The following is a 21,293-nucleotide window of genomic DNA, read 5'->3' as shown; positions in this document are numbered from 1 at the left end:
CTGTGGTGCGTAGGTAGAATTCGTGCCAACGAAGGGGTAACAGGTGAAGGATCTGGTCGACACTACGGAGATGTACCTCCGTACCATCTACGACCTCGAGGAGGAGGGCGTGGTGCCTCTGCGCGCCCGCATCGCCGAACGCCTCGAACAGAGCGGTCCGACGGTGAGCCAGACGGTCGCGCGAATGGAGCGCGACGGACTTCTGCTGGTCGCGGGCGATCGTCACTTGGAGCTCACCGACAAGGGCAGAAGTATGGCGGTCGCGGTGATGCGCAAGCATCGTCTGGCCGAACGGTTGCTCGTCGACATCATCGGGCTCGATTGGCAGAACGTGCACGCCGAGGCCTGTCGCTGGGAACACGTGATGAGCGAGGACGTCGAACGCCGTCTCGTCGAGGTGCTCAACCACCCCACCACGTCCCCCTACGGCAACCCGATCCCCGGCCTGGACGAACTCGGGATCGCCGTCTCGTCGGCGGCGAGCGAGGGCCTGATGCGGCTGTCGGAACTGCCACAGGGCCGGATCCACGCGGTGGTGGTGCGCAGGCTCGCCGAACACATCCAGACTGATCCCGAGGTCATCGGGCGACTGCGTGAGGCGGGTGTGGTGCCCGACGCGCGCGTCACGGTCGAGAACAAGCCGGGTTCGGTGATCATCACCGTGCCCGGTCACAACGATTTCGAATTGTCCGAAGAAATGGCGCATGCCATCCAGGTGAAGCTGGTCTGAGACGTGAAACTTCTGGTCACGGGTGGTGCCGGATACGTCGGCGGTGTCTGCGCGCAGGTATTGCTGGAGGACGGTCACGAGGTCGTCGTCGTCGACGATCTCAGCACGGGTAACGCCGAGGGCGTTCCCTCGGGCGCGCGATTCGTCGAGGGCGATATCGCCGACGCCGCGCCCGCACTACTACGGGCCGAGACCTTCGACGGCGTCCTTCATTTCGCGGCGCAGTCGCTGGTCGGCGAATCGGTGCAGCAGCCGGAGAAGTACTGGCACGGCAATGTGGTGAAAACGCTCGAACTCCTGGAGGCGATTCGGCACGCGGGCACACCCCGGCTCGTGTTCTCCTCCACCGCGGCCGTCTACGGCGAACCGGAACAGGTGCCGATCACCGAGGACGCGGCGCCGCGCCCGACCAACCCCTACGGCGCGTCGAAACTCGCGATCGATCACGCCATCACCTCCTACGCGCTCGCGCACGGCCTGGCCGCGACCAGCCTGCGCTACTTCAACGTCGCGGGCGCCTACGGCGGTCTCGGTGAGAACCGCGTCGTGGAAACCCATCTCATCCCGCTGGTGCTCCAGGTCGCACTCGGTCACCGCAAGGCCATCTCGGTCTTCGGCACCGACTGGCCGACCGAGGACGGCACCGCGGTCCGTGACTACATCCACATCCGCGATCTGGCGCAGGCGCATCTGCTCGCGCTCGGTGCCGCGGAGCCCGGCGTCCATCGCGTCTACAACCTCGGCAGCGGTACCGGGTTCTCGGTGCGGCAGGTCATCTCGGCCTGCGAGCGGGTCACCGGCCTGCCCATCGCCGCCCAGGACGCGCCTCGCCGCCCCGGCGATCCCGCGGTACTGATCGCGTCGAGCGCGCGGGCGGTCGCCGAACTGGGCTGGAAGCCCGTCCACGACGATCTGGACGAGATCGTCGCCGACGCGTGGAGCTTCCTGCGGTCACTCGGTTCCCGCGCGCACAGCGCCCGATGATTCAGCGGTGCGAGAGTCTGCCGAACACGATGCTCGCACCGCCGAATCCGAGCAGCCCGAGTGCCAGGCACCACGCGACCGCGAGCGCGGCCACACCCCCCGATCCCGAGGCGCCGAGCAGACTGCGCACGGTGTCGATGACGGGGGTGGCGGGCTGGTAGTCGGCGAAGCCGCGTAACCAGCCCGGCATGGTGGCGGTCTGGACGAACGCGCTGCTGATGTACGGGATGAACATGATCGCGTAGGTCAGTCCACCCGCCGCTTCCGGATTCTTGGCCACCAGCCCGAGCGCGACGGCGATCCAGGAGATCGCGGTCACGAACAGCGTGATCACCGCGATGGCCGCCGACCATTCCCACAGGTTCGCCCGCGGTCGATAGCCGAGAGCCACCGCGACGCCCACCGCGATGGCGATGGCCGCCAGATTGCGCAGCACTCCCTCCGCCACATGCCCGGCCAGCACCGCCTGGCGGTACATCGGCAAAGTCCGGAACCGGTCGATACTGCCCCGCGTCATGTCGGTGGATACCGCGGTGGCGGTGATCGAGGAGCCGAAACCGGTGCACAGCAGCATGATTCCCGGCACCACGTAGTCGAGATACGGTCCGCCCACGTCGATGGCGCCGCCGAAGACGTAGGTGAACAGCAGCATGACCAGGACCGGCATGAGCAGGGAGATGATCAGGGTGTCGCGACTGCGCAGGGTATGTCTGGCGCAGCGACGCAGCATGACCAGCGAATCGGCGACGATATGGGCGCTCACCCGACTCGCGCCTCGATGATATCGGCGGTGTGGGCACACGCGCCTTCGGTGATCAGGGTCGGGGCGAATGCCGCGGCCGCGGCGCGGCGTTCGGGTGTCAGCAGCGCGGCCACCGCCTCGGTGAGCGCGGCCGCGTTCAGATGTGTGAACGGCAGGTGCGCGCCGACACCGAGTCGTTCGACCTGCCCGCCCCACATCGGCTGTTCGAACGACACCGAACACACCAGCGTCGGCAATCCGGCTCGCAGACTTTCGAACAGCGTCCCGATCCCGCCGTGATGGACCGCCGCGGCGCACCGGGGGAACACCGCGTCGTGGGCGAAGGGGCCGACCACCGCCAGATCCGGTTCCCACCGCGTATCGGCCGGGTCCAGATCGCTCCAGCCCGCGCTCACCAGCGCGCGTACCCCCAGCCGCGCCGACACGTCGCGCACCATGGCCAGTACCGCCGCGGTGTCGCGGATCGGCATGCTGCCGAAGCCGAAGAACACCGGCGCCGGGCCGTCGCCGATCCAGGAGAGGATGGCCTCGTGGTCACCCGCCAGTTCGCCCACCGCTTCGCGGGCGGCTCGGTCGAGGGTCATGAATCCGGTGAACGGTCTACGCGCATCCCACTGTTCGGGTAGGCCCGGCACCAGCGCCGGATCGTAGATCTGCACTTCCGGCACCCCGGCGCGAGCCAGTACCGCCGCGGTGCTCGCCCGCGATTTCGGCAACCCGAGGGTATCGCGCAGGGCGTTGAGGTAGCGCATGAACACCACACGACGCAGGTTCTCGGCGATCAGCCAGGTGGCCCGGTTGACGGGAGCGGGCGGATTCCATCGCGGCGGAAGCGCACCCGGAAACGGGTAGGCCGCGTTGTCTCGACACGGGAAGTAGTGCAGGCTCACCAGCGGAATCCGCAGCGCCTCGGCGACCGAACTCGCTCTGTCCTCGGTGACGGTGGTGGCGACGACGAGATCGGCGCCCGCGCAGACATCGATGACCTCGCGGTTCATCTGCTCGGCGTATCCCGCCATCTGATGCCCGACCATCCGCATCAGCCGCAGGGTGTTGCCCGCCGCCAAGGCCCGCTGACCGTCGTCGGAGCTGTAGAGCCGCTGGATGTCGGGCCCGCATGCCCGCGCGGCGAGACCGGTCGCCGCGACGAAGTCGACCAGGTTGGGCGGCGCCCCGACGAGGACGTCGTGCCCCCGTCTGCGCAGCTCGAGGCCGAGCGCGACGATCGGTTGCACGTCCCCCCTGGTTCCGGTGAGGGGTATCGAAATTCGCACGGCGCCTCTTTCGGTGCTGTCGTTCTCCTCGGTGTCCCCTGGCACTCTCGCACGTGAACGGGCCCGCGCGCCGAGGTCCGAGCGTCGATCCGTCGAAGAATGCGCCCGCACCGGACATCGAGTGTCAGTACAGTTCGACAGTGTGCACATAGCGATGTTCATGGACTACCACCCGGACACGCTCGGCGGAGTCCAGACCGCCGTCGCCTCGCTGTGCCGTGGACTCGAGGGCGCGGGTCACCGTGTCACCCTGTTCGTCGCGCCGATGCCCGGTGCGGACGCCACGTCGCCCGACGACCTCGCCGCACGGGAGCTCGTGGTACTGCGCCCGTTCGCCGGAGTCGTGGTGAACGGCTTCGCGATGGTGGTTCCCACCGCGCGCAACAACGCCCTGATCGACGCGGTGTTCGCCGCGCGCGGACCGGTCGATCTGGTGCACACCCACACCACCTACGGCGTCGCCATCGCCGGGATGAAAGCCGCGCGGCGGCACCGGATCCCGCTCGTGCACACCGCCCAGAGCCGTGACGACTCCTTCATCGAGCACACCTCCCCCGCGCCCTACGCCTCGGCACTCGCCCTGCGCGCGCTGCACGGCCGTTTCGTGCCGTACACCCTGCACATGCCCCATCGCGCCGAGAGCCGGGCCGCGCGCCACGCTTGGTGGACCATCGCGGGGCAGGCGCAGGCCGCGGATCGGGTGATCGCGCCGACCCGGCATTTCGCGGCGGAACTGCTCGCACACGGACTCACGAAGCCACTGGACGTGGTGTCCAACGGCGTCGACGACGATCTCGTCGAAAGCAACAGCGCCGCCGCGTATTCCGAACGCGGCGAGCACGACCCGCTGCGCCTGGTCTGGTGCGGCAGGCTCTCCCGGGAGAAGCGGCTGCTCGAGGCCATGGAGGCCGTCCGCCGCGTGCCGGGGTGCACGTTGGACATCTACGGTGACGGTGACCTCCGTTCCGATGCCGCCGCCCTGATCGCCGAGAACGGCCTGGCCGACCGGATCACCCTGCACGGCAGCGTCACCCGGCGCGAATGGCTCGCGGCCGCCGCCACCGCCGACGCGCTGCTTTTCACCTCGTACGGTTTCGACACCCAGGGGATGGTGCTGCTGGAGGCGGTGGCGGTCGGGCTGCCGATCGTGCACTGCGATCCCGTCCTGCGCGAATCGGTGCCGGAGGGCGCGGGACGGCTCACCGACGGTCCGTCGGCGGTCGCGATATCGGAAACGCTCGCCGAACTGGTGGCAGAGCCCGTCGCGCTGACGAAGATGCGCGCGGCACTCGACGGGTGGGGTGACACGGTGCGGCAGTCGCGCCAGGTCGCCGCGGTACTCGACGTCTACCGGGAAGCCACCGCGCCACCGGCCGCCGATCCGCCCGTCGTGCCGCGCACCCTGGCGGAGGTGCCGACCGCGCCCGGTGCGCTGCCGCTGGTCGGGCACAGCCTGCGTGCGTTGCGCGACGCGCCCGCGTTCGTCACCTCGCTGTCCGAACTCGGTCCCATCGTGCGTATCTATTTCGGGCGCAAGACCGGCTATCTGCTCACCACCCCGGATCTCGTCCGCGAAATCGGTCTCGGTGACGCGGAATTCAACCGAGACGACCTGCGCGAGGCGATCGAGGATGTCGCGGGCGGTTCGGTGAACGTGCTGCGCGGCGCGGAACACAAACTGCGCAGGCGGATGATCGCGCCCGCGCTGCGGCAGAGCCGTCTGTCCGAATACACCGCGGCGGCGGCCGATATCGCCGAAACCTGGTCGGCGGGACTGCCCGGAGACACCCGCGTGAATCTGATGGACGAAGCCCACGGACTGATCCTCGACACCGTCTCCTCGACGCTGTTCACGGCCGATTTCAGCGCCGAGGCCCGCCGCGCGATCCGCGACAATGTGCCGTGGCTGCTCGGTCAGGTGATCCTGCGCACGGCTCTGCCGCCGCAGCTGCGCAGACTTCGGGTGATCGCCAATCTGCGCTGGCGCAGGAAGGCACGTCATCTGCGCGGTGTCATCGGCGAGGTCATCGCCGAATACCGGCGTCGCGACGAGGATTTCAACGATGTGGTCTCGGCGTTGATCCGGCACACCGACCCCGAGACCGGCGCACGCCTGTCCGATGAGCACATCATCGACGAGGCGATCCTGATGCTCGCCGGTGGCGTCGGCTCCATGGCGTCGCTGGCGGGATGGTTGTGGCACGAGATCATGCTTCGCCCCGCCGTCGCCGAGCGGCTCTACGCCGAACTCGACGCCGTCGTCGGATCCGACCCGGTGCGACCCGCACATCTGCCCGCCCTGCCGTATCTGAAACAGGTGGTGGCGGAGACGCTGCGCTTCTGGGGACCGTGGATCAGCGCGAGTAACGCCGACGGCGAGGTCACCATCGGCGGGCTCACCATTCCCCCCGGCTCGGCGGTCATGTTCAGTCCCTACATGGTTCAGCACGATCGACGTTATTTCGCGAATCCGGACGTCTTCGATCCCGATCGCTGGTCGCCGCGACGTGCGGGTGAGATCGACAAGAAGGCCAGTCTCTCGTTCGGTGTCGGACGCCGCCGTTGCCTCGGAGACCATTTCGCCACGCTCGAGATCGCCCTCGCCTCCGCGGCACTGCTCGCCCGTTGGCGGCCGACCCCCGATCCGGACTACGTGGTTCGCGCGTCCAACCGCGATTTCGTCCTGTCGCCATCCGGCCTGCCCGTGACCCTGCGTCCACGCTGACCACCCACGGGTGTTCCGGTGACGGCGCACCGCCGACAGGATGCCACCGCCGCGCGTCGTGGTCATCGGACCGCCGGATCGAGACGGGTACTCCTGCGCCGCATCCGCGATGGGGCACCACTACCTCGCATGGCGGTTATCGCACCGCCGGACCGAGACGGGTAGTCCTGCGCCGCACCCGCGATGGGGCACCCACCTCCTCGCCTCGCGGTCATCGCACCACCGGACCGAGACGGGCAGTCCTGCGCCGCACCCGCGATGAGGCACCCACTACCTCGCCTCGCGGTCATCGCACCACCGGACCGAGACGGGTAGCCCTGCGGCGCACCCGCGGTGGGGGCACCACCTCCTCGCCTCGTCGTCATCGGACCGCCGGGCCGAGTTCGATGCCGAGGCAGGCTGCGGTGTCGTACCCGCTGCGAGCCAGTCGGCGCAGCGCTTCGGGCCGCATACCGGCTCGCAGCGACGTTTCCAGCAGGATCGCCATGGGGTGGAACGGGTCGGCCAGCAGCGCCGCGTCCAGGGCGATTCCCGCGAACGGCCCGTCGCCGCGGATATAGGCGCTGTAGCCGAGCAGCGCGGCGACCTCGGCGCGGTCGGGACCGGACAGGGCACGCACCAGGGTGAGCCACAGACTTTCCGCCGCCGCGGCATGGTCACCGACGGCGAGGGCGAACATCGTGTCGCGTACCGCTCGATCCCGCAGCGCGGCGACGAGTTCGGCGATTTCGGGAACGGTGGGAACGGCGCCGGATTCGACGTGGGCGATCTGCCAGAGCACGAACTCGAGCGCGTTGCGCCGGTAGCCGTCGAGGTCGCCGTGCGTCACGGCCCGGGTGAAACGGTCCCGCGCCATGGCGAGGGCGGCGGGAAGCAGGACGGCGACCTCCCCCTGTCGCACCGTGTCCGCCTCGACGAGCGCGGTCAGTTCCGCGCGTGACCGGCGGATCGGTCGCCCTTCCAGGACGTGGGCGAGTGTCACCGGCGAAGCCGTCGGATCGGGGACCTCACCCCGCTGTTCCCGATCGAACAGACTCCACCAGCGCGCACCCGCCTCGATCCCCCGGACCGCCCAGCCACCACCGATCTCGATACCGCGCCGCCCCAGCCGCTTGTCGAGAGACGCGACGAGCGCATCGGCATCAGCATCGGCATCGACCACCGAAGGACCCGACAGTCGGTCGTCGACCACGATCACGAGCACCTCGGCTGCCTGCTCCACCGCGCAGATCTGCGCGATACAGGCCGTGAACATGCTGACCCGTGCGCGCCGCCTCGTCTCCGGAGCGAGATCGAAGCGCGCCAAGGCCTCGATCACGGGCCGCTCTCCGTGGGTCACACCGGCGCGCAGCACCGCGACCACCAGCGATCGCTGCGGCGCGAACCCCACCAGGGCGGGTAACGCCGCGATCAACTCACCCGGATCGCCGACGTGCGCCGAGCGCGGCGGATCGTTCCTGCGATATCGCGGACCGTTCTCACCGCATATCGTGCGCGCGTCGAGCGCGCCCGCGCGCGGCTCGATGTCGAACGCACCCGTGTCGAGCGCCCGCCCCTCGGGAACCTCGGCCGTCCGGGGTTCGGAAGCCGCGGCGTGGGCGGCCCCGCGTTGCCCGGCCACCCGCCGAGCGACGTGACGGCAGGCACGCGGTGATGTCATCGGGGCGAGCCCGGGCGAGGCGAGGGAACCGGCGGCGTGATCGGCGGCGGAATCGTGGGGCTCTGTCGATGTGGTCATGGGTCAGAGCCTGCTCCGCGCACCTGCGCCGGACCGACCGACGACCAGGGCTTTCGAAAAACCTGGGGATAACTCTTCGGCTGTGGATGGACCGGCCGAACCGCTACGCCGCGCGCACCTTCTCGACGGTGGTGGCGAAGACCTCGCGCACGGCCGCCGTATCGGGCTCGGCATCACTGAATGTCATGTATGTCACGGTGATTCGCACATCGCCGACCTGACCGACCACCGTGTACATGGACTCGGTCAACCCCGTGCGGCCCGCGTCGGGAACGACGGTGCGGCGCAGGGCGAGGGCGTCCTCGGCGTCGTTCGGGGGCGGATCCTGGAGTTCGGTGCGCACACTGGTCGTCGGGCCGGTCGCGCTGACCCGCATCTGCCCACAGCGCGCCAGTTGTTCGCGCGATACCGACAGCGGCACCGTGGTTCGGGTCAACTCCACCGTCAGCGTGGCACGGGAGTCGTTGTCGGTGCCGACGGCGACCGCGGTCCGATCGGGCCCGAAATCCTGCGGCGGCGGGGTGCAATCCCGTGGCAGGACCGTCGCGCCACGTGGGACGCCGGTCAGATCGCCCACCGCCTGCGCCGCGGCCTCCTGCGGCAGTACGACCGCCGGATAGCGGGCGGGAAATTGTGACGGATCGGGCAGCAGCGTCGCGAGAACAGCGCTCACGTACTCGGTGATCGTGCTCTGCTGGGCGGCGACGGGGCGACCCGGCGTTTCCGATCCGCAACCGGTCGTCGTCGACGCCAGCACCGCGACCGCCGACACCACCGCGAGTACTGCCCCCTTGGTCGAAACCGGCCCGGTCACAGCGCCCACTGTGCCAAACTCGCCGGGGTCGCCCGCGATGCCACGCCGACGGCCGTCCTCGAGGCTCGCACGGTGCGAATTGCACAGCGCGGGAATGCTGACGACCCGATGGCTGTTGCCTGGACATATGGGTCGGTGTAGCACCGTGCGCGGTGCGTGTCACCGGCATGGGGGACAATGGACAGGGTTCCCCCCGCGCGCGGCGCACATCGGGTGCCGGGGCACGGAGTTCCCGGACCGCATCCGGCTCGCAGGTGCGGACCGCGCAGGAAGGAGTACGCGATGGACTACGAGTCGCGAATGTACGAACTGGAGTTCCCCGCTCCGCAGCTGTCGTCCGCCGACGGCTCGGGTCCGGTCCTTGTGCACGGACTGGAAGGGTTCACCGACGCCGGTCACGCGGTGCGGTTGGCCACCACGCACCTGCGCGAGAGCCTCGAAAGCGAACTGGTCGCCTCGTTCGCCGTCGACGAGCTGCTCGACTACCGCTCGCGGCGTCCCCTCATGACGTTCAAGACCGACCATTTCTCCGACTACGCCGAGCCGGAACTCAACCTGTGGGCGCTACGCGACACCGGCGGCACCCCGTTCCTGCTGCTGGCGGGTATCGAGCCGGACCTACGGTGGGAGAAATTCACCACGGCGGTACGGCTGCTGGCCGAACAACTCGGCGTGCGCCGCAGCATCGGGCTCAGCGCCATTCCGATGGCCATCCCGCATACCCGTCCGCTCGGTGTCACCGCGCATTCCTCGGACCGTGATCTGATCGCCGACCACCAGCGCTGGCCGGGCGAATTGCAGGTGCCGGGCAGCGCGTCGTCGCTGCTGGAGTACCGCATGGCCCAGCACGGACACGAATCCGTCGGTTTCTCGGTGCACGTGCCGCACTACCTGGCACAGACCGCCTACCCGGAGGCCGCGCAGACATTGCTCGAAAATGTCGCCGACAACGCCGGTTTGGAGATTCCGCTCGCCGCGTTGGGTGAATCGGCCGCTCGGGTGCGCGAGCAGGTCAACGAGCACATCGCGGGCAACTCCGAGGTCGAGACCGTGGTGAACGCGCTGGAACGCCAGTACGACAGCTTCGTCACGGCCCAGGAGCAGCAGTCGAGTCTGCTCGCCAGTGACGGCGAACTCCCCAGCGGCGACGAGCTCGGCGCCGAATTCGAACGTTTCCTCGCCGAACAGGGCGGCTGGGACGGCGACGCGAGCCCGCAGGTCTGATCCCGCCCCGACCGGGGGAACGCCCAGCTCGGATCACCGTCCGCGAGCACGTAGGGTGGTCGGAGTGGATCTGACCGAACTGCTCGAGATACCGGGGACCGACGCCGACGCACTGTACGAATCCTTCGGTGCCTGGGCCGCGGAGCGTGGCACCTCGCTCTATCCCGCGCAGGACGAGGCGCTGCTCGAGCTGGCGTCCGGATCCAACGTCATCCTGGCGACCCCGACGGGGTCGGGGAAATCCTTGGTCGCCGTCGGCGCGCATCTGTTCGCGCTGACCCGCGGTCAGCGCAGCTACTACACCGCCCCGATCAAAGCCCTTGTCAGCGAGAAGTTCTTCGCCCTGTGCGAGGTATTCGGCGCCGACAAGGTGGGGATGGTCACCGGTGACGCCGCGGTCAACGCCGATGCCCCGATCATCTGCGCCACCGCCGAGATCCTGGCGAACATGGCGCTGCGCGAGGGTTCGGCCGCCGATGTCGGCCAGGTCGTGATGGACGAATTCCACTTCTACGCCGATCCCGATCGCGGCTGGGCGTGGCAGGTCCCGCTGCTGGAGCTCCCGCGCGCCCAATTCCTGTTGATGTCGGCGACTCTGGGCGAGGTCGACTTCTTCGCCTCCGATATCGAACGGCGCACCGGCAATCCCACCGCGATCGTCTCGGGCACCGAACGTCCTGTGCCGCTGACCTTCTCCTACGCGCGCACGCCCATCACCGAAACGCTCGAAGAACTGGTCACCACCCACCAGGCGCCCGTCTACGTCGTGCATTTCACCCAGGCCGCCGCGCTGGAACGGGCCCAGGCGCTGACCAGCGTCAACTTCGCGAGCCGCGCGGAGAAGGACGCCATCGCCACGGCCATCGGCGAATTCCGTTTCGCGGCCGGTTTCGGCAAGACCCTGTCCAGGCTGATCAGGCACGGCATCGGCGTGCACCACGCGGGCATGCTCCCCAAATACCGGCGACTGGTGGAGCGGCTGGCCCAGGAGGGGCTGCTGAAAGTGGTCTGCGGCACCGACACCCTCGGCGTCGGCATCAACGTGCCGATCCGGACGGTGCTGCTCACCGGACTCACCAAATACGACGGGGTGCGCACCCGCAGACTCAAGGCCCGCGAATTCCACCAGATCGCCGGGCGCGCGGGTCGCGCGGGATTCGACACCATGGGCACGGTGGTGGTGCAGGCGCCCGACCACGAGGTGGAGAACACCCGCCTGATCGCCAAGGCGGGCGACGATCCCAAGAAACAGCGCAAGGTACAGCGGCGCAAACCACCCGAGGGTTTCGTCTCCTGGAGTGAGGAGACCTTCGACCGGCTCGTGCACGCCCAGCCGGAGCCGATGGTGTCGCGTTTCTCGGTCACCAACGCCATGCTGCTCAACGTGATCGCCCGGCCCGGAAACTGTTTCGACGCGATGCGCCATCTGCTCGAGGACAATCACGAACCGCGACCGGCCCAGCGCAAACATATCCTGCGCGCGCTGCGTCTGTACCGGGCGTTGCGCGACGCCGGTGTGGTGCAACAACTCCCGGAGCCGGACGCTCTCGGCAGGCGCGCGCGGCTGACGGTGGACCTGCAACGCGATTTCGCCCTCGATCAGCCGCTGTCGCCCTTCGCGTTGGCCGCGTTCGACCTCCTCGACAAAGAGGCGACGAGCTATACCCTCGATGTGGTGTCGCTCATCGAATCCACCCTGGAGGATCCGCGTCAGCTGCTGATGGCCCAGCAGCACAAGGCGCGCGGTGTGGCGATCCAGGAGATGAAGGCCGACGGCATCGAATACGACGAGCGCATGGAACTGCTCGAGGACGTCACCTGGCCCAAACCGCTGGCCGAGCTGATCGAACCCGCCTTCGAGACCTACCGGGGCGGGCATCCGTGGGTGTCGGAATTCGCGCCTTCCCCCAAATCGGTCGTGCGCGACATGATCGAACGCTCGATGACCTTCGCCGAGTTGATCTCGTTCTACGAATTGGCGCGTTCGGAGGGTGTGGTGCTGCGCTACCTGGCCGACGCCTACCGCGCGCTGCGGCGCACCGTTCCCGAATCCGCGCGGACCGAGGAACTCGAGGACATCACCGAATGGCTCGGTGAACTCATCCGACAGGTCGATTCCAGTCTGCTCGACGAATGGGAACAGCTCACCAACCCCGGCGCGGAGACCGACACCGACCAGGTGGCCTTCGGCGCGGAATCCGTCCGCCCGATCACCGCCAACGAGCGCGCCTTCCGCGTGATGGTGCGCAATGCCATGTTCCGCCGCGTCGAACTCGCGTCGCTGCGGCACTGGCACACCCTCGACGAACTCGGCACCGGCCCGGACTGGGAGACGGCGCTCGCGCCCTATTTCGCCGAGTACGAGCGTATCGGCATCGGCCCGGACGCACGCGGACCGCAGCTGTTCCAGATCGAACGAAGACCCGGTTTCTGGCAGGTACGCCAGGTGCTCGACGATCCGGCAGGCGATCACGGGTGGTCGGTCGACGCCACCGTCGATCTCGCCGAATCCGACGCGGCCGGTGAGGTCGTCTTCGACGAGATCACCGTCACCGCGGGCTGAACCTCCCGCAACCTCCCGACTCCCCGCCGTAGTGCCTGGTCAGCGGCGTCCGCCCACGGGGGACGACGCCGCGGGCGGCCCTGTCGCGAATCGTGGTTTCGTCGGATTCGTTTCCGGGTAACGGCCGCTGATACTCTCTCCCCCGCTGCCGACGCGAAAGATCAACTATGCCCGAATCGCCATATCTTGTCATCGACCCTGGAAGAGTTCGCGAGAATTACCGCGCACTCGCCGCCGCCATGCCCGCGGCACGCATCCGTTACGCAGTCAAAGCAAGTCCGGTGGACGAGCTCATCACCCTGCTCGCCGCCGAGGGCGCCGAATTCGATGTCGCCAGTATCGGCGAAATCGTCCAGTGCCTGGATCTGGGCGTCGAGCCCGCCACCCTCTGCTACGGCAATCCCATCAAGAAGGCCGCCGATATCGCCCGCGCCCACGCCCTCGGCGTGCGCCGCTACGCCTTCGACACCGAGGACGACCTGCTGCGCATCGCCGAACACGCGCCGGGTTCGGAGGTCGAATGCCGTTTCCTGTCCTCCGCGCCCGAATCGCGGACCCCTTTCGGCGCCAAATTCGGCTGCGCCCCGGCCGAGGCCTTCCGGCTGCTGGTGCGCGCCCGTGATCTGGGACTGATCGTCGCCGGACCGTATTTCCACGTCGGCTCCCAGCAACTCGACCCCGACGCCTGGCGGATCGGCATCGGACAGGCCGCCGAGATCACCGACGCGCTCACGGCCAAGGGGATCGTCGTGCGCTCGGTGAATATCGGTGGCGGCCTGCCGATCTCCTACGCCGACGCCGCCCCCGACCTCACGGCGATCGCCTCGGTGATCGACACCGCGGCGAACGAATTCCTGCCCACCGCAACCGAACTCGTGGTCGAGCCGGGCCGCGCCCTGGTCGGGAACGCGGGCACGATCCACGCCGAGGTCGTCGGCATCCGTATCGCGCCGGACGGACGGCGCTGGGTCTATCTCGACATCGGCCGCTACAACGGCATGGCCGAGACCGAGAACGAGTACATCGCCTATCGATTCGCCACCGACCGCGACGGCGATCCCGTCGACGAGGCGGTGGTCGCCGGACCGACCTGCGACGGCGACGATGTACTGTATCAACGCACGCGAGTCCTGCTACCGACCACGTTGCGAGCCGGAGATCCCATCAGGATCCTGCATACCGGCGCCTATACCGCGAGTTACTCGTCGGTGTCCTTCAATGGTTTTCCGCCCTTGACCGTTCATGTCTCGGGCGCTGAGCGAGAGTGAGTTTGCCATGACGGCGGAATTCACAGGCTGGCATGTGCTGGCCGAGTTCGGTGGTGTCGACGCGACCCTGTGCAACGACCTCGAACGACTCGAATCGGCGTTGCGTGAGTCTCTGATCGCGGCGGGCGTCACCATCTGCGATGTCGTGCACAAACAGTTCGATCCGCAGGGGGTGACCGTCCTCGCGCTGTTGTCGGAGTCCCACGCCTCGATTCACACCTATCCGGAGTCCGGCGATATCTTCGTCGACGTCTTCACCTGCGGCAGCATCGGCGCCGGCGCGACGAAGGCCGTCGACGAACTGCGAGACAAGTTGTCTCCCAAGCAGGTTCGCATGCAGGTCGTGCAGCGCGGACACGGAGCGGAGAAGATCCGGGAACCCGTCGGCGACGGACTCACCCGCACCTGGGATCTGCGCGAGGTCATCGTCGACACGCACACCCCGTACCAGCACATGGTGATCGCGCGAACGGAGCAGGGCATCAGCCTGTTCTCCGACGACGACCGTCAGTCCACCGAGTTCTCCCAGCTGACCTACCACGAGGCGATGATGGTTCCCGCCTTCGTGCTGGCCGAGAAGCTGGATCGGGTGCTGATCATCGGCTCCGGTGAGGGTGTGGCGAGTCAGATGTCGGTCGCGGCGGGTGCGATCCGTGTCGATCACGTCGACATCGACCAGCTCGAGGTCGAGTTGTGCGCCGAGCACCTGCCCTACGGCTACACCAGCAACGAACTGGCCGACGCCGTCAAGGGCGAGGGGCCGATCACGGTGCACTACGCCGACGGATGGGATTTCCTGGCGAACGCGCAGGAGTCGGGCACCCGCTACGACGTCATCGTGATCGACCTGCCCGACGAGCGGGTCGAGGACGCGCAGCACAACCGCCTCTACGAGTCGGAGTTCCTGTCACGATGTCGGGAGCTGCTCGCACCGGGCGGCGTGCTGAGCGCACAGGCCGGATGCGCGACCATGTGGCGCAACGAGACCCTGAAGCGGTCGTGGCAGCGGTTCCACGAGCAGTTCGGCACCGTCGTGCTCTACACCAGCGACGAGCACGAGTGGTCGTTCCTGTTCGGCCTCAACGAGAAGGTCGGCGATCCGGTACCGGGCATGACCGACCGGCTGGTCACCCTGCCCTACCGGCCCGAGACGATCGACGCGCGCGCCCTCGTCCGCGGTTCGATCGAGCCCTACGCGCTGCGCGCGCGGCAGTAACCGGCACACGCCGACTCGTCGGCGCCCACGGCCCTTCCGCCGTGGGCGCCGACGCGTTTCGCGTATCGCCGGATCACGCCCGTCGATCAGGACTCGCGCGCCCGCCATTCCTCGACGTTCACCCCACCCACCCCCCAGTCGGTGAGCGCCACCTCGTCGATTACGACGTAGGTGCTGTCGGGTGCTTTGCCGAGAACCTCGTGCAGCAGGTCGGTGACACCTCGGATCAACCGGGATTTCTGCTCGCGGGTGACACCCTCGTCGGTGACCTTGATATTGACGTACGGCATTACGCTGCCCTTCCGGAGATGAACCCGCCGTCGACGGGAAGGATGTGGCCGGTGGTGAATTCGGCGTCGGCCAGATAGAGCACCGCGGCCGTGGTTTCGGCCACTTCCCCGACGCGGTCGAGCAGCGCGAGCCGCCCGGAGGCGTCGACGTCGGCATCGCCGAAGATCGGCGTTCGGATGAAGCCGGGGGCGACGGCGTTGACGCGGATGCCGTCGACCGCGAGTTCGGCGGCCAGACTGGTGGTCAGTGCGTGGACGCCGCCCTTGGACACGAGCGGCGCCGTAGCGGGCAGTCCGGCGAGCGCGTGATCGATCAGCACGGTGCCGATATTCACGATGCTGCCGCCGCCGCCCTGTCGCAACAGCTGTCGCACCACCTCCTGGGTGGTGAAGTAGGTGCCCTCGAGGTTGACGCCGATATAGCGGTCCAGATCCGCCGCCGTGACCTCGACGAACGGTTTCGTGTCGAAGATCCCGGCATTGTTGACCAGGACATCGACCCTGCCGAACCGCTCCACGGCGATCCGTACCAACTCCGAACCCGTTGCGGGCGAACCGATATCGCCCGCGACCGAGGCGACCCGGTCCGGCGCGCCGAGTTCGGCGACCACCGCGTCGAGTTTGTCCGGATCACGTCCGTTGAGCACAACGGCGTCACCGCGTTCGAGGAACGCGCGCGCGACATCGCGGCCGATCCCGCTCGATGATCCGGTCACGATGACCGTCTTCGCTGACATGAGACTCCTTGTATTCGATGTGATACGACCGGTCGTCTTGAAATGGGCACAGGTCGACGACGTGAGCCCCGGGACCGGGATTCAGGGAAGAAAATAGTCGTCGAGCAGTCGACGCAGACAGTTGCGCAACGGGCGGATCGAACGCTCGATCTTCATCCGGATCACCGCGCCCTCCCACGACTCGACGAGCAGGTCGGCCAGTTCGGCGGCGTCGATATCGTCGCGAACCAACTTCTGTTCCTGCGCCTCCCGCAGGGCGACCGCGACACCGTCGCGCCAGGCCGTGAACGCCCCGGACAACGATTCCCGCAGCGTCTCACTACCCTCGAGTTCCCCGCCGAGATTGGCTATCAGGCAGCCGCCGGTGTAGTCGGCGGCCACGAAATCATCAATGAGGCGGTCGAAGAAGACCCGCAGCCCCTCGATCGGATCGGCTGCCGGGCCGAGCGCGTCGGCGAGGTTGCGTTGGATGCAGAGCGAATAGTGGTCGATGACCGCCTGCGCGAAACTCTCCTTGCTGTCGAAATAGTTGTAGAACGACCCCTTCGGCACTCCGACCGCGTCCAGCACCTGTTTGATCCCGGTGCCGTGATAGCCGTTCGCCAGGAATCCGGCCGACCCCTCCTCCACCAGCATCTGCCGGGTGTCGTCACTGCGCCGCGGTCTGGCCATGCGATGAATATACGACCGGTCGTCTACTAATGGCAACCCTCGCTTCGACGGTTTACGAAGCGGTACGCCACTGGCCGCACCGGGTGACGAAGGCCGCGAGGTGGGTGGCGGCGAATTCGGTTGCCTGCCAGTCCTGGGCGGTCACGTCGGCGGTCCAGACGTAGGCCAGTGTCTGCCCGCTCCCGGAACGGACGCTGCGCAACTCGTATTCGTCGTCCTCGAAGGCGTCGAGGACTTCCCACTCCCCCGCGTCGAGCCCGGACAGGATCACCCCGCGTGCCACCGCCTCCGGATCGGGGACGAGCCCCGGATACACCCGCCCCGGCAACGCGGCCACCCGCCAGCCGGGGATCTCGGCCGGTTCGGCGGCGGGACTGCGCCCGATCAGTTCGACCAGGACCTCGGGGAATTGCAGGGTGCCGTACACGAACAGGTCGCCCTCGGCCCGGGACGCACGGGCTGGCAGCACACCCACCCTCGCCGTCGCCGCTCCGCCGTGCCGCGCTTCGCCCGCCCCCGTCTCTCCCTGCCCGGTCGACCGATCACCGGCCCCGCTCGACGCCCGAGAACTCCGTTCCGCCGCAGCACCTCCACCCCGCACCGTCCGATCACCCGGTGCGGCCGCCTCGCCGATCGGCGGTAGGACCTGCCCCGTGACATCGCGGTCGGACACTGCCGTATCCCCGCCCGCATCCGCCTCACCGTCATCTTCGGCCGCAGCCGCGTCACTCACGCGTTTCGCTTGCTCGGCGGCACGTCCCGCGGCCCCCGCTTCCTGCCTGTTCCACTTGAGCAGCAGCCAGCCGCACCATCCGACGACCGCTACACCGACCGTCATCGCCAGGAATTCGCCGTCGACCACGTGCCCGATCACGCCGATTCCGCCGAAGACGACCCCGAGCCAGGCGGTGCGTTTGGGGTGACGGCGGATCAGATCTCGCACCGAGGTGATGGAATGTCGTACTTCCTCCGGGTGCTTGTGGCACCAGATGACGAAGTAGACGGGCCAGGCGATCGGGAACAACAGGATCAGGATGATGCGCGCAAACATGTTCTGTGCCTCCGTGCCACCGCTCAGCTGTCGGTCCGGTGACACGGCCCCCGGACGCCCATAACCAGTGTCCTCCACTCGGGCGATCGATGCGAGGTCAATGGACGAACGGTTAACTGGACACTTGCCCGGAACTTTCGGGCAACGCTCGTCCTCGGTCGGCCGGAACGATATTCGCGTTGTGGTGGAAACGTTGTCGGGATCGTAGGCGGCTTGTGTCGCGGTGAGAAGGTCGGGTTCGGTTCGCCCGACCGATCGCAACTTCGCGTCGTCGAATTCGGTGAGCCCGTTGACATATCCTCCCGCGAGTCCGGTGTGCGGCCCTGGTGCCGCCCAGAAGTCGCGTACCCATTCCCTTTCCGCGTCAATCCCGGTCGGGTCGGGACTGCCGCAGACCATGAACAACCGGTAGTGCGACACCCGGGGGCCGCCGTAGGCGGTGGCGTCGTCGGCGACCTCGGTGTATGCCCCGTCGAGGCGGTAGACCAGCGCCGAGGACATCGGCGACCTCTTGCGCGGGACGTACGCGGCGCAGGCCTCGATCACTCGGTCGGTGAATTCCACTATGCGCGTGTTCTTTTCGTAGCTGCTGGCCCCGAAGGCGTTGGCCTCGTCCATCATCTGCTGCAACGCGACGTACGGCATCGGGGTCACCATCTCGAACGAGGTTCGGATCATGGCTTCCCTTCCACGAAGGAGCATCGACCCACTGAGAGGCGTCCCGAGCACCGGTCCCCGTTCTCGTCGTCCGTCCTCGCGCGACGGTTCCGAATCGCCGGACCGCGGCGATCTCGGCGGACAGACGCCGGACCCACCGTTGGATCGGTCAGTGCGGACGATTGGCCCGGACGATCGCGGCCAGGTATTCGTAGTCCTCGGCGCGCGCGGTGGAGGCGCGGTAGACGAGTCCGATGGTCCGGCCGGGCGCCGGTGCCGCGAAATGGGCGGTATCGAGTTCGGCACGCGCGGTTTCGGCGGCGACGGCCATACTCGGGATCAGCGTGACGCCCAATCCGCCCGCGACGCATTGCACGACCGTGGACAACGACGCGGCCCTGGTGTCTCCGACGCCGCCGGGGCGCGCGTCCACCGACCGGCACAGATCGAGCGCCTGGTCGCGCAGACAGTGGCCTTCGTCCAGGAGCAGCAGCGGCAGGGTGTCGAGTACCGCCGGACCGATGTCGGTGCGCCCGGCCAGCTCGTGCCCCGGCGGGGTGACCAGGACGAACTCCTCGTCGTAGAGCGGAAGTTCGACCAGGCCGGGAGCCTGTGTCGGCAGCGCGAGCAGCGCGACGTCGAGTACCCCGGTGCGCAGACCGTCCAGCAGCCGCGCGGTCTGGTCCTCGATCACCTGCGGATGCAGCTCGGGTAGTCGCTTGCGAAGTTCGGGCAGCAACGAGGGCAGGACATACGGGGCCACGGTGGGGATGATGCCCATCCGCAGGGTGCCGCCGAGACCGTCACCGGCCGCCGAGGCGACGAAACGGTCGGCCGCCTCCAGGGTCGCCATCGCCTTGGGCAGCAACCGCATTCCGGCCGCGGTCACCAGCACCCGGCGCGTGCTGCGCTCGATGAGTTGCAAGCCGAGGCCGTTTTCGAGGGCGACCAATGCCTGCGATAACGTGGGCTGGCTCACGTTGAGCCTGGCCGCGGCGGTGCCGAAATGCCGGTACTCCGCGATCGCCACGAACGCACGCAGCTGTGACAGTGTCGGTTGATAAATATGATCAGCCACGCCTATCAGTGTAGTGCGACTGATCACCTTTACCTTTCACTGGTCTTTAGGCAAGATCACAATCGAACGCTTCGCATGCTTCGCACACCCACCCTTACAAGGACGAGGAGATAGCAATGGCCCTGCTGACCATCGGCGACCAATTCCCGGCGTACAACCTCACCGCAGTCATCGGCGGTGACCTGTCCAAGGTCGACGCTCAGCAGCCCGACGACTACTTCACCCAGATCACCAGCGACGACCACGCGGGCAAGTGGCGGATCGTCTTCTTCTGGCCCAAGGACTTCACCTTCGTGTGCCCGACCGAGATCGCGGCGTTCGGCAAGCTGAACGAGGAATTCGCCGATCGTGACGCGCAGGTGCTCGGCGCCTCGGTGGACAACGAGTTCGTGCATTTCCAGTGGCGTGCCCAGCACGAGGATCTCAAGACCCTGCCCTTCCCGATCCTTTCCGACCTCAAGCGTGAACTGGCTTCGGCCACCGGCGTTCTCAACGCCGACGGTGTCGCCGATCGCGCGACCTTCATCGTCGACCCGAACAACGAGATCCAGTTCGTCTCGCTGACCGCGGGTTCGGTGGGCCGCAACGTCGACGAGGTGCTGCGCGTGCTCGACGCCCTGCAGTCCGACGAGCTGTGCGCCTGCAACTGGAAGAAGGGCGACCCGACCATCAACGCGGGCGAGCTGCTCTCCGCGAGCGTCTGAGTCGCACGCGATCAGCGTTCCCGAAATATCCGGCAAGTGAACGAAATCCGCCACAAATCGCCCGCACGCGCGGGGATGATCCGAGGAAATGTCGAATGAGCATCGAGAACCTGAAGAACTCCCTACCCGAGTACGCCAAGGACCTCAAGCTCAATCTGTCATCGATCGCACGCACCACCGTGTTGAACGAGCAGCAGCTGTGGGGCACCCTGCTCGCCTCGGCGGCCGCGACCCGGTCGGCGACGACGCTGCGTGAGATCGCCGAGGAAGCCGCCGACACCCTGTCGGAAGAGTCCTACAACGGCGCGCTCGGCGCGGCCTCGATCATGGGCATGAACAATGTGTTCTACCGGGGCAAGGCGTTCCTCGACGGAAAGTACGACGATCTGCGTGCCGGTCTGCGGATGAACATCATCGGCAACCCGGGCGTCGACAAGGCCGATTTCGAGCTGTGGTCGTTCGCGGTCTCCTCGATCAACGGGTGCGCGCACTGCCTGGAAGCGCACGAGAAGACCCTGCGCGACGCCGGTGTGTCGCGCGAGGTGATCTTCGAATCGCTGCGGGTGGCGGCGATCGTTGCCGGAGTCGGCCAGGCGGTGCAGTCCACCGAGACACTCGCCGCCGCGCAGGTCTGACAGCCGGGAGTACACGAGTTCGGCCCCGTCCCTCGCAGGGACGGGGCCGAACTCGTCTCCGTGGCCCGGATCGTGCTCGGGAAAATGTGGCTCTGGTCGCTCGATCGCCCATCGCCCGGCCATTCTCGACGAACCACCGGTTCACATTCGCAACCATTCGGCTATCGGAA

18 protein-coding genes are annotated in these 21,293 nt (G+C 67.7%); 9 read left to right on the top strand and 9 right to left on the bottom strand.

Features of this window, described 5'->3' with window-relative positions; genetic code table 11:
* Positions 1-43 precede the first annotated feature (43 nt).
* Both DAT37_RS26730 and galE read left to right on the top strand, forming a co-directional pair.
* A complete protein-coding gene (locus DAT37_RS26730; protein ID WP_109527613.1) occupies positions 44-730 on the top strand; it encodes a metal-dependent transcriptional regulator in 687 nt (228 codons plus the stop codon).
* Positions 731-733: 3 nt separating this feature from the next.
* Positions 734-1,714 carry a UDP-glucose 4-epimerase GalE gene (gene galE / locus DAT37_RS26725; protein ID WP_109527612.1) on the top strand — a complete coding sequence of 327 codons (981 nt, stop codon included), beginning with the start codon at positions 734-736 and terminating at the stop codon, positions 1,712-1,714.
* A gap of 1 nt (position 1,715) precedes the next feature.
* On the opposite strand, the gene DAT37_RS26720 is transcribed toward galE, so the two are convergent.
* Both DAT37_RS26720 and DAT37_RS26715 read right to left on the bottom strand, forming a co-directional pair.
* The gene (locus DAT37_RS26720; RefSeq protein ID WP_109527611.1) at positions 1,716-2,477 is read right to left on the bottom strand and encodes an ABC transporter permease; all 762 of its coding nucleotides are present in this window, start codon (positions 2,475-2,477) and stop codon (positions 1,716-1,718) included.
* Entirely contained in the window at positions 2,474-3,751 is a 1,278-nt protein-coding gene (locus DAT37_RS26715) for a glycosyltransferase (RefSeq protein ID WP_109527610.1), read from the bottom strand. The genes DAT37_RS26720 and DAT37_RS26715 overlap by 4 nt, the downstream gene beginning before the upstream one ends.
* 142 nt (positions 3,752-3,893) lie before the next feature.
* Here DAT37_RS26715 and DAT37_RS26710 point away from each other — a divergent pair, with 142 nt between their 5' ends.
* Positions 3,894-6,476, top strand: a complete 2,583-nt coding sequence (locus tag DAT37_RS26710; RefSeq protein WP_109527755.1) for a cytochrome P450 — start codon at positions 3,894-3,896, stop codon at positions 6,474-6,476.
* A 361-nt stretch (positions 6,477-6,837) separates the two neighbouring features.
* On the opposite strand, the gene DAT37_RS26705 is transcribed toward DAT37_RS26710, so the two are convergent.
* Together DAT37_RS26705 and DAT37_RS26700 are read right to left on the bottom strand one after the other, a co-directional pair.
* On the bottom strand, positions 6,838-8,214 hold the full coding sequence (locus DAT37_RS26705) for a DUF4192 domain-containing protein (protein WP_232840009.1): 1,377 nt from the start codon (positions 8,212-8,214) through the stop codon (positions 6,838-6,840).
* A 103-nt stretch (positions 8,215-8,317) separates the two neighbouring features.
* Complete coding sequence (locus DAT37_RS26700; protein WP_232840008.1) at positions 8,318-9,028, bottom strand: sensor domain-containing protein; 711 nt, start codon at positions 9,026-9,028, stop codon at positions 8,318-8,320.
* Positions 9,029-9,310: 282 nt separating this feature from the next.
* On the opposite strand from DAT37_RS26700, the gene DAT37_RS26695 reads away from it, so the two are divergent.
* The 4 genes from DAT37_RS26695 (at position 9,311) to speD (ending at position 15,299) form a co-directional block, all read left to right on the top strand.
* A complete protein-coding gene (locus DAT37_RS26695; protein WP_109527608.1) occupies positions 9,311-10,252 on the top strand; it encodes a proteasome assembly chaperone family protein in 942 nt (313 codons plus the stop codon).
* An 88-nt stretch (positions 10,253-10,340) separates the two neighbouring features.
* Positions 10,341-12,815: a DEAD/DEAH box helicase gene (locus DAT37_RS26690; RefSeq protein ID WP_408637444.1), complete on the top strand. Its 2,475-nt coding sequence runs from the start codon at positions 10,341-10,343 to the stop codon at positions 12,813-12,815.
* A gap of 167 nt (positions 12,816-12,982) precedes the next feature.
* Positions 12,983-14,083, top strand: coding sequence for a type III PLP-dependent enzyme (locus tag DAT37_RS26685; RefSeq protein ID WP_109527606.1), 1,101 nt, complete (start codon positions 12,983-12,985; stop codon positions 14,081-14,083).
* 7 nt (positions 14,084-14,090) lie between these two features.
* Positions 14,091-15,299, top strand: coding sequence for an adenosylmethionine decarboxylase (gene speD, locus DAT37_RS26680; protein WP_109527605.1), 1,209 nt, complete (start codon positions 14,091-14,093; stop codon positions 15,297-15,299).
* Positions 15,300-15,385: 86 nt separating this feature from the next.
* On the opposite strand, the gene DAT37_RS26675 is transcribed toward speD, so the two are convergent.
* From DAT37_RS26675 to DAT37_RS26655, 5 genes are all read right to left on the bottom strand, one after another.
* Positions 15,386-15,589, bottom strand: coding sequence for a tautomerase family protein (locus DAT37_RS26675; RefSeq protein ID WP_109527604.1), 204 nt, complete (start codon positions 15,587-15,589; stop codon positions 15,386-15,388).
* Positions 15,589-16,326, bottom strand: coding sequence for an SDR family NAD(P)-dependent oxidoreductase (locus DAT37_RS26670; protein WP_109527603.1), 738 nt, complete (start codon positions 16,324-16,326; stop codon positions 15,589-15,591). The genes DAT37_RS26675 and DAT37_RS26670 overlap by 1 nt, the downstream gene beginning before the upstream one ends.
* A gap of 81 nt (positions 16,327-16,407) precedes the next feature.
* Positions 16,408-16,998 carry a TetR/AcrR family transcriptional regulator gene (locus DAT37_RS26665; RefSeq protein WP_109527602.1) on the bottom strand — a complete coding sequence of 197 codons (591 nt, stop codon included), beginning with the start codon at positions 16,996-16,998 and terminating at the stop codon, positions 16,408-16,410.
* A 52-nt stretch (positions 16,999-17,050) separates the two neighbouring features.
* Positions 17,051-18,727 (bottom strand): gamma-glutamylcyclotransferase family protein, encoded by a 1,677-nt coding sequence (locus DAT37_RS45005; RefSeq protein WP_198654442.1) that lies wholly within the window; start codon positions 18,725-18,727, stop codon positions 17,051-17,053.
* A 148-nt stretch (positions 18,728-18,875) separates the two neighbouring features.
* The gene (locus DAT37_RS26655) at positions 18,876-19,784 is read right to left on the bottom strand and encodes a hydrogen peroxide-inducible genes activator (protein WP_109527752.1); all 909 of its coding nucleotides are present in this window, start codon (positions 19,782-19,784) and stop codon (positions 18,876-18,878) included.
* Between the two features lie 116 nt (positions 19,785-19,900).
* On the opposite strand from DAT37_RS26655, the gene DAT37_RS26650 reads away from it, so the two are divergent.
* Together DAT37_RS26650 and DAT37_RS26645 are read left to right on the top strand one after the other, a co-directional pair.
* Positions 19,901-20,488 carry a peroxiredoxin gene (locus tag DAT37_RS26650; RefSeq protein WP_109527601.1) on the top strand — a complete coding sequence of 196 codons (588 nt, stop codon included), beginning with the start codon at positions 19,901-19,903 and terminating at the stop codon, positions 20,486-20,488.
* Between the two features lie 95 nt (positions 20,489-20,583).
* Positions 20,584-21,123: a carboxymuconolactone decarboxylase family protein gene (locus DAT37_RS26645; protein WP_109527600.1), complete on the top strand. Its 540-nt coding sequence runs from the start codon at positions 20,584-20,586 to the stop codon at positions 21,121-21,123.
* Positions 21,124-21,293: the final 170 nt, after the last annotated feature.

It is taken from the genome of Nocardia aurea, from assembly GCF_003123685.1.
Lineage (GTDB): Bacteria > Actinomycetota > Actinomycetes > Mycobacteriales > Mycobacteriaceae > Nocardia > Nocardia aurea.
The sequence above is the reverse complement of the archived record's forward strand: the minus strand, read 5'-3'. Positions and strand labels throughout refer to the sequence as shown.

What these genes read in the sequence shown, in the direction of transcription:
- speD (WP_109527605.1), top strand. Translation starts at nt 14,091, where the DNA reads ATGACGGCGGAATTCACAGGCTGGCATGTGCTGGCCGAGTTCGGTGGT.
- DAT37_RS26695 (WP_109527608.1), top strand. Translation starts at nt 9,311, where the DNA reads ATGGACTACGAGTCGCGAATGTACGAACTGGAGTTCCCCGCTCCGCAG.
- DAT37_RS26665 (WP_109527602.1), bottom strand. Translation starts at nt 16,998, where the DNA reads ATGGCCAGACCGCGGCGCAGTGACGACACCCGGCAGATGCTGGTGGAG.
- DAT37_RS45005 (WP_198654442.1), bottom strand. Translation starts at nt 18,727, where the DNA reads ATGATCCGAACCTCGTTCGAGATGGTGACCCCGATGCCGTACGTCGCG.
- DAT37_RS26670 (WP_109527603.1), bottom strand. Translation starts at nt 16,326, where the DNA reads ATGTCAGCGAAGACGGTCATCGTGACCGGATCATCGAGCGGGATCGGC.
- DAT37_RS26645 (WP_109527600.1), top strand. Translation starts at nt 20,584, where the DNA reads ATGAGCATCGAGAACCTGAAGAACTCCCTACCCGAGTACGCCAAGGAC.
- DAT37_RS26705 (WP_232840009.1), bottom strand. Translation starts at nt 8,214, where the DNA reads ATGACCACATCGACAGAGCCCCACGATTCCGCCGCCGATCACGCCGCC.
- DAT37_RS26685 (WP_109527606.1), top strand. Translation starts at nt 12,983, where the DNA reads ATGCCCGAATCGCCATATCTTGTCATCGACCCTGGAAGAGTTCGCGAG.
- DAT37_RS26650 (WP_109527601.1), top strand. Translation starts at nt 19,901, where the DNA reads ATGGCCCTGCTGACCATCGGCGACCAATTCCCGGCGTACAACCTCACC.
- DAT37_RS26675 (WP_109527604.1), bottom strand. Translation starts at nt 15,589, where the DNA reads ATGCCGTACGTCAATATCAAGGTCACCGACGAGGGTGTCACCCGCGAG.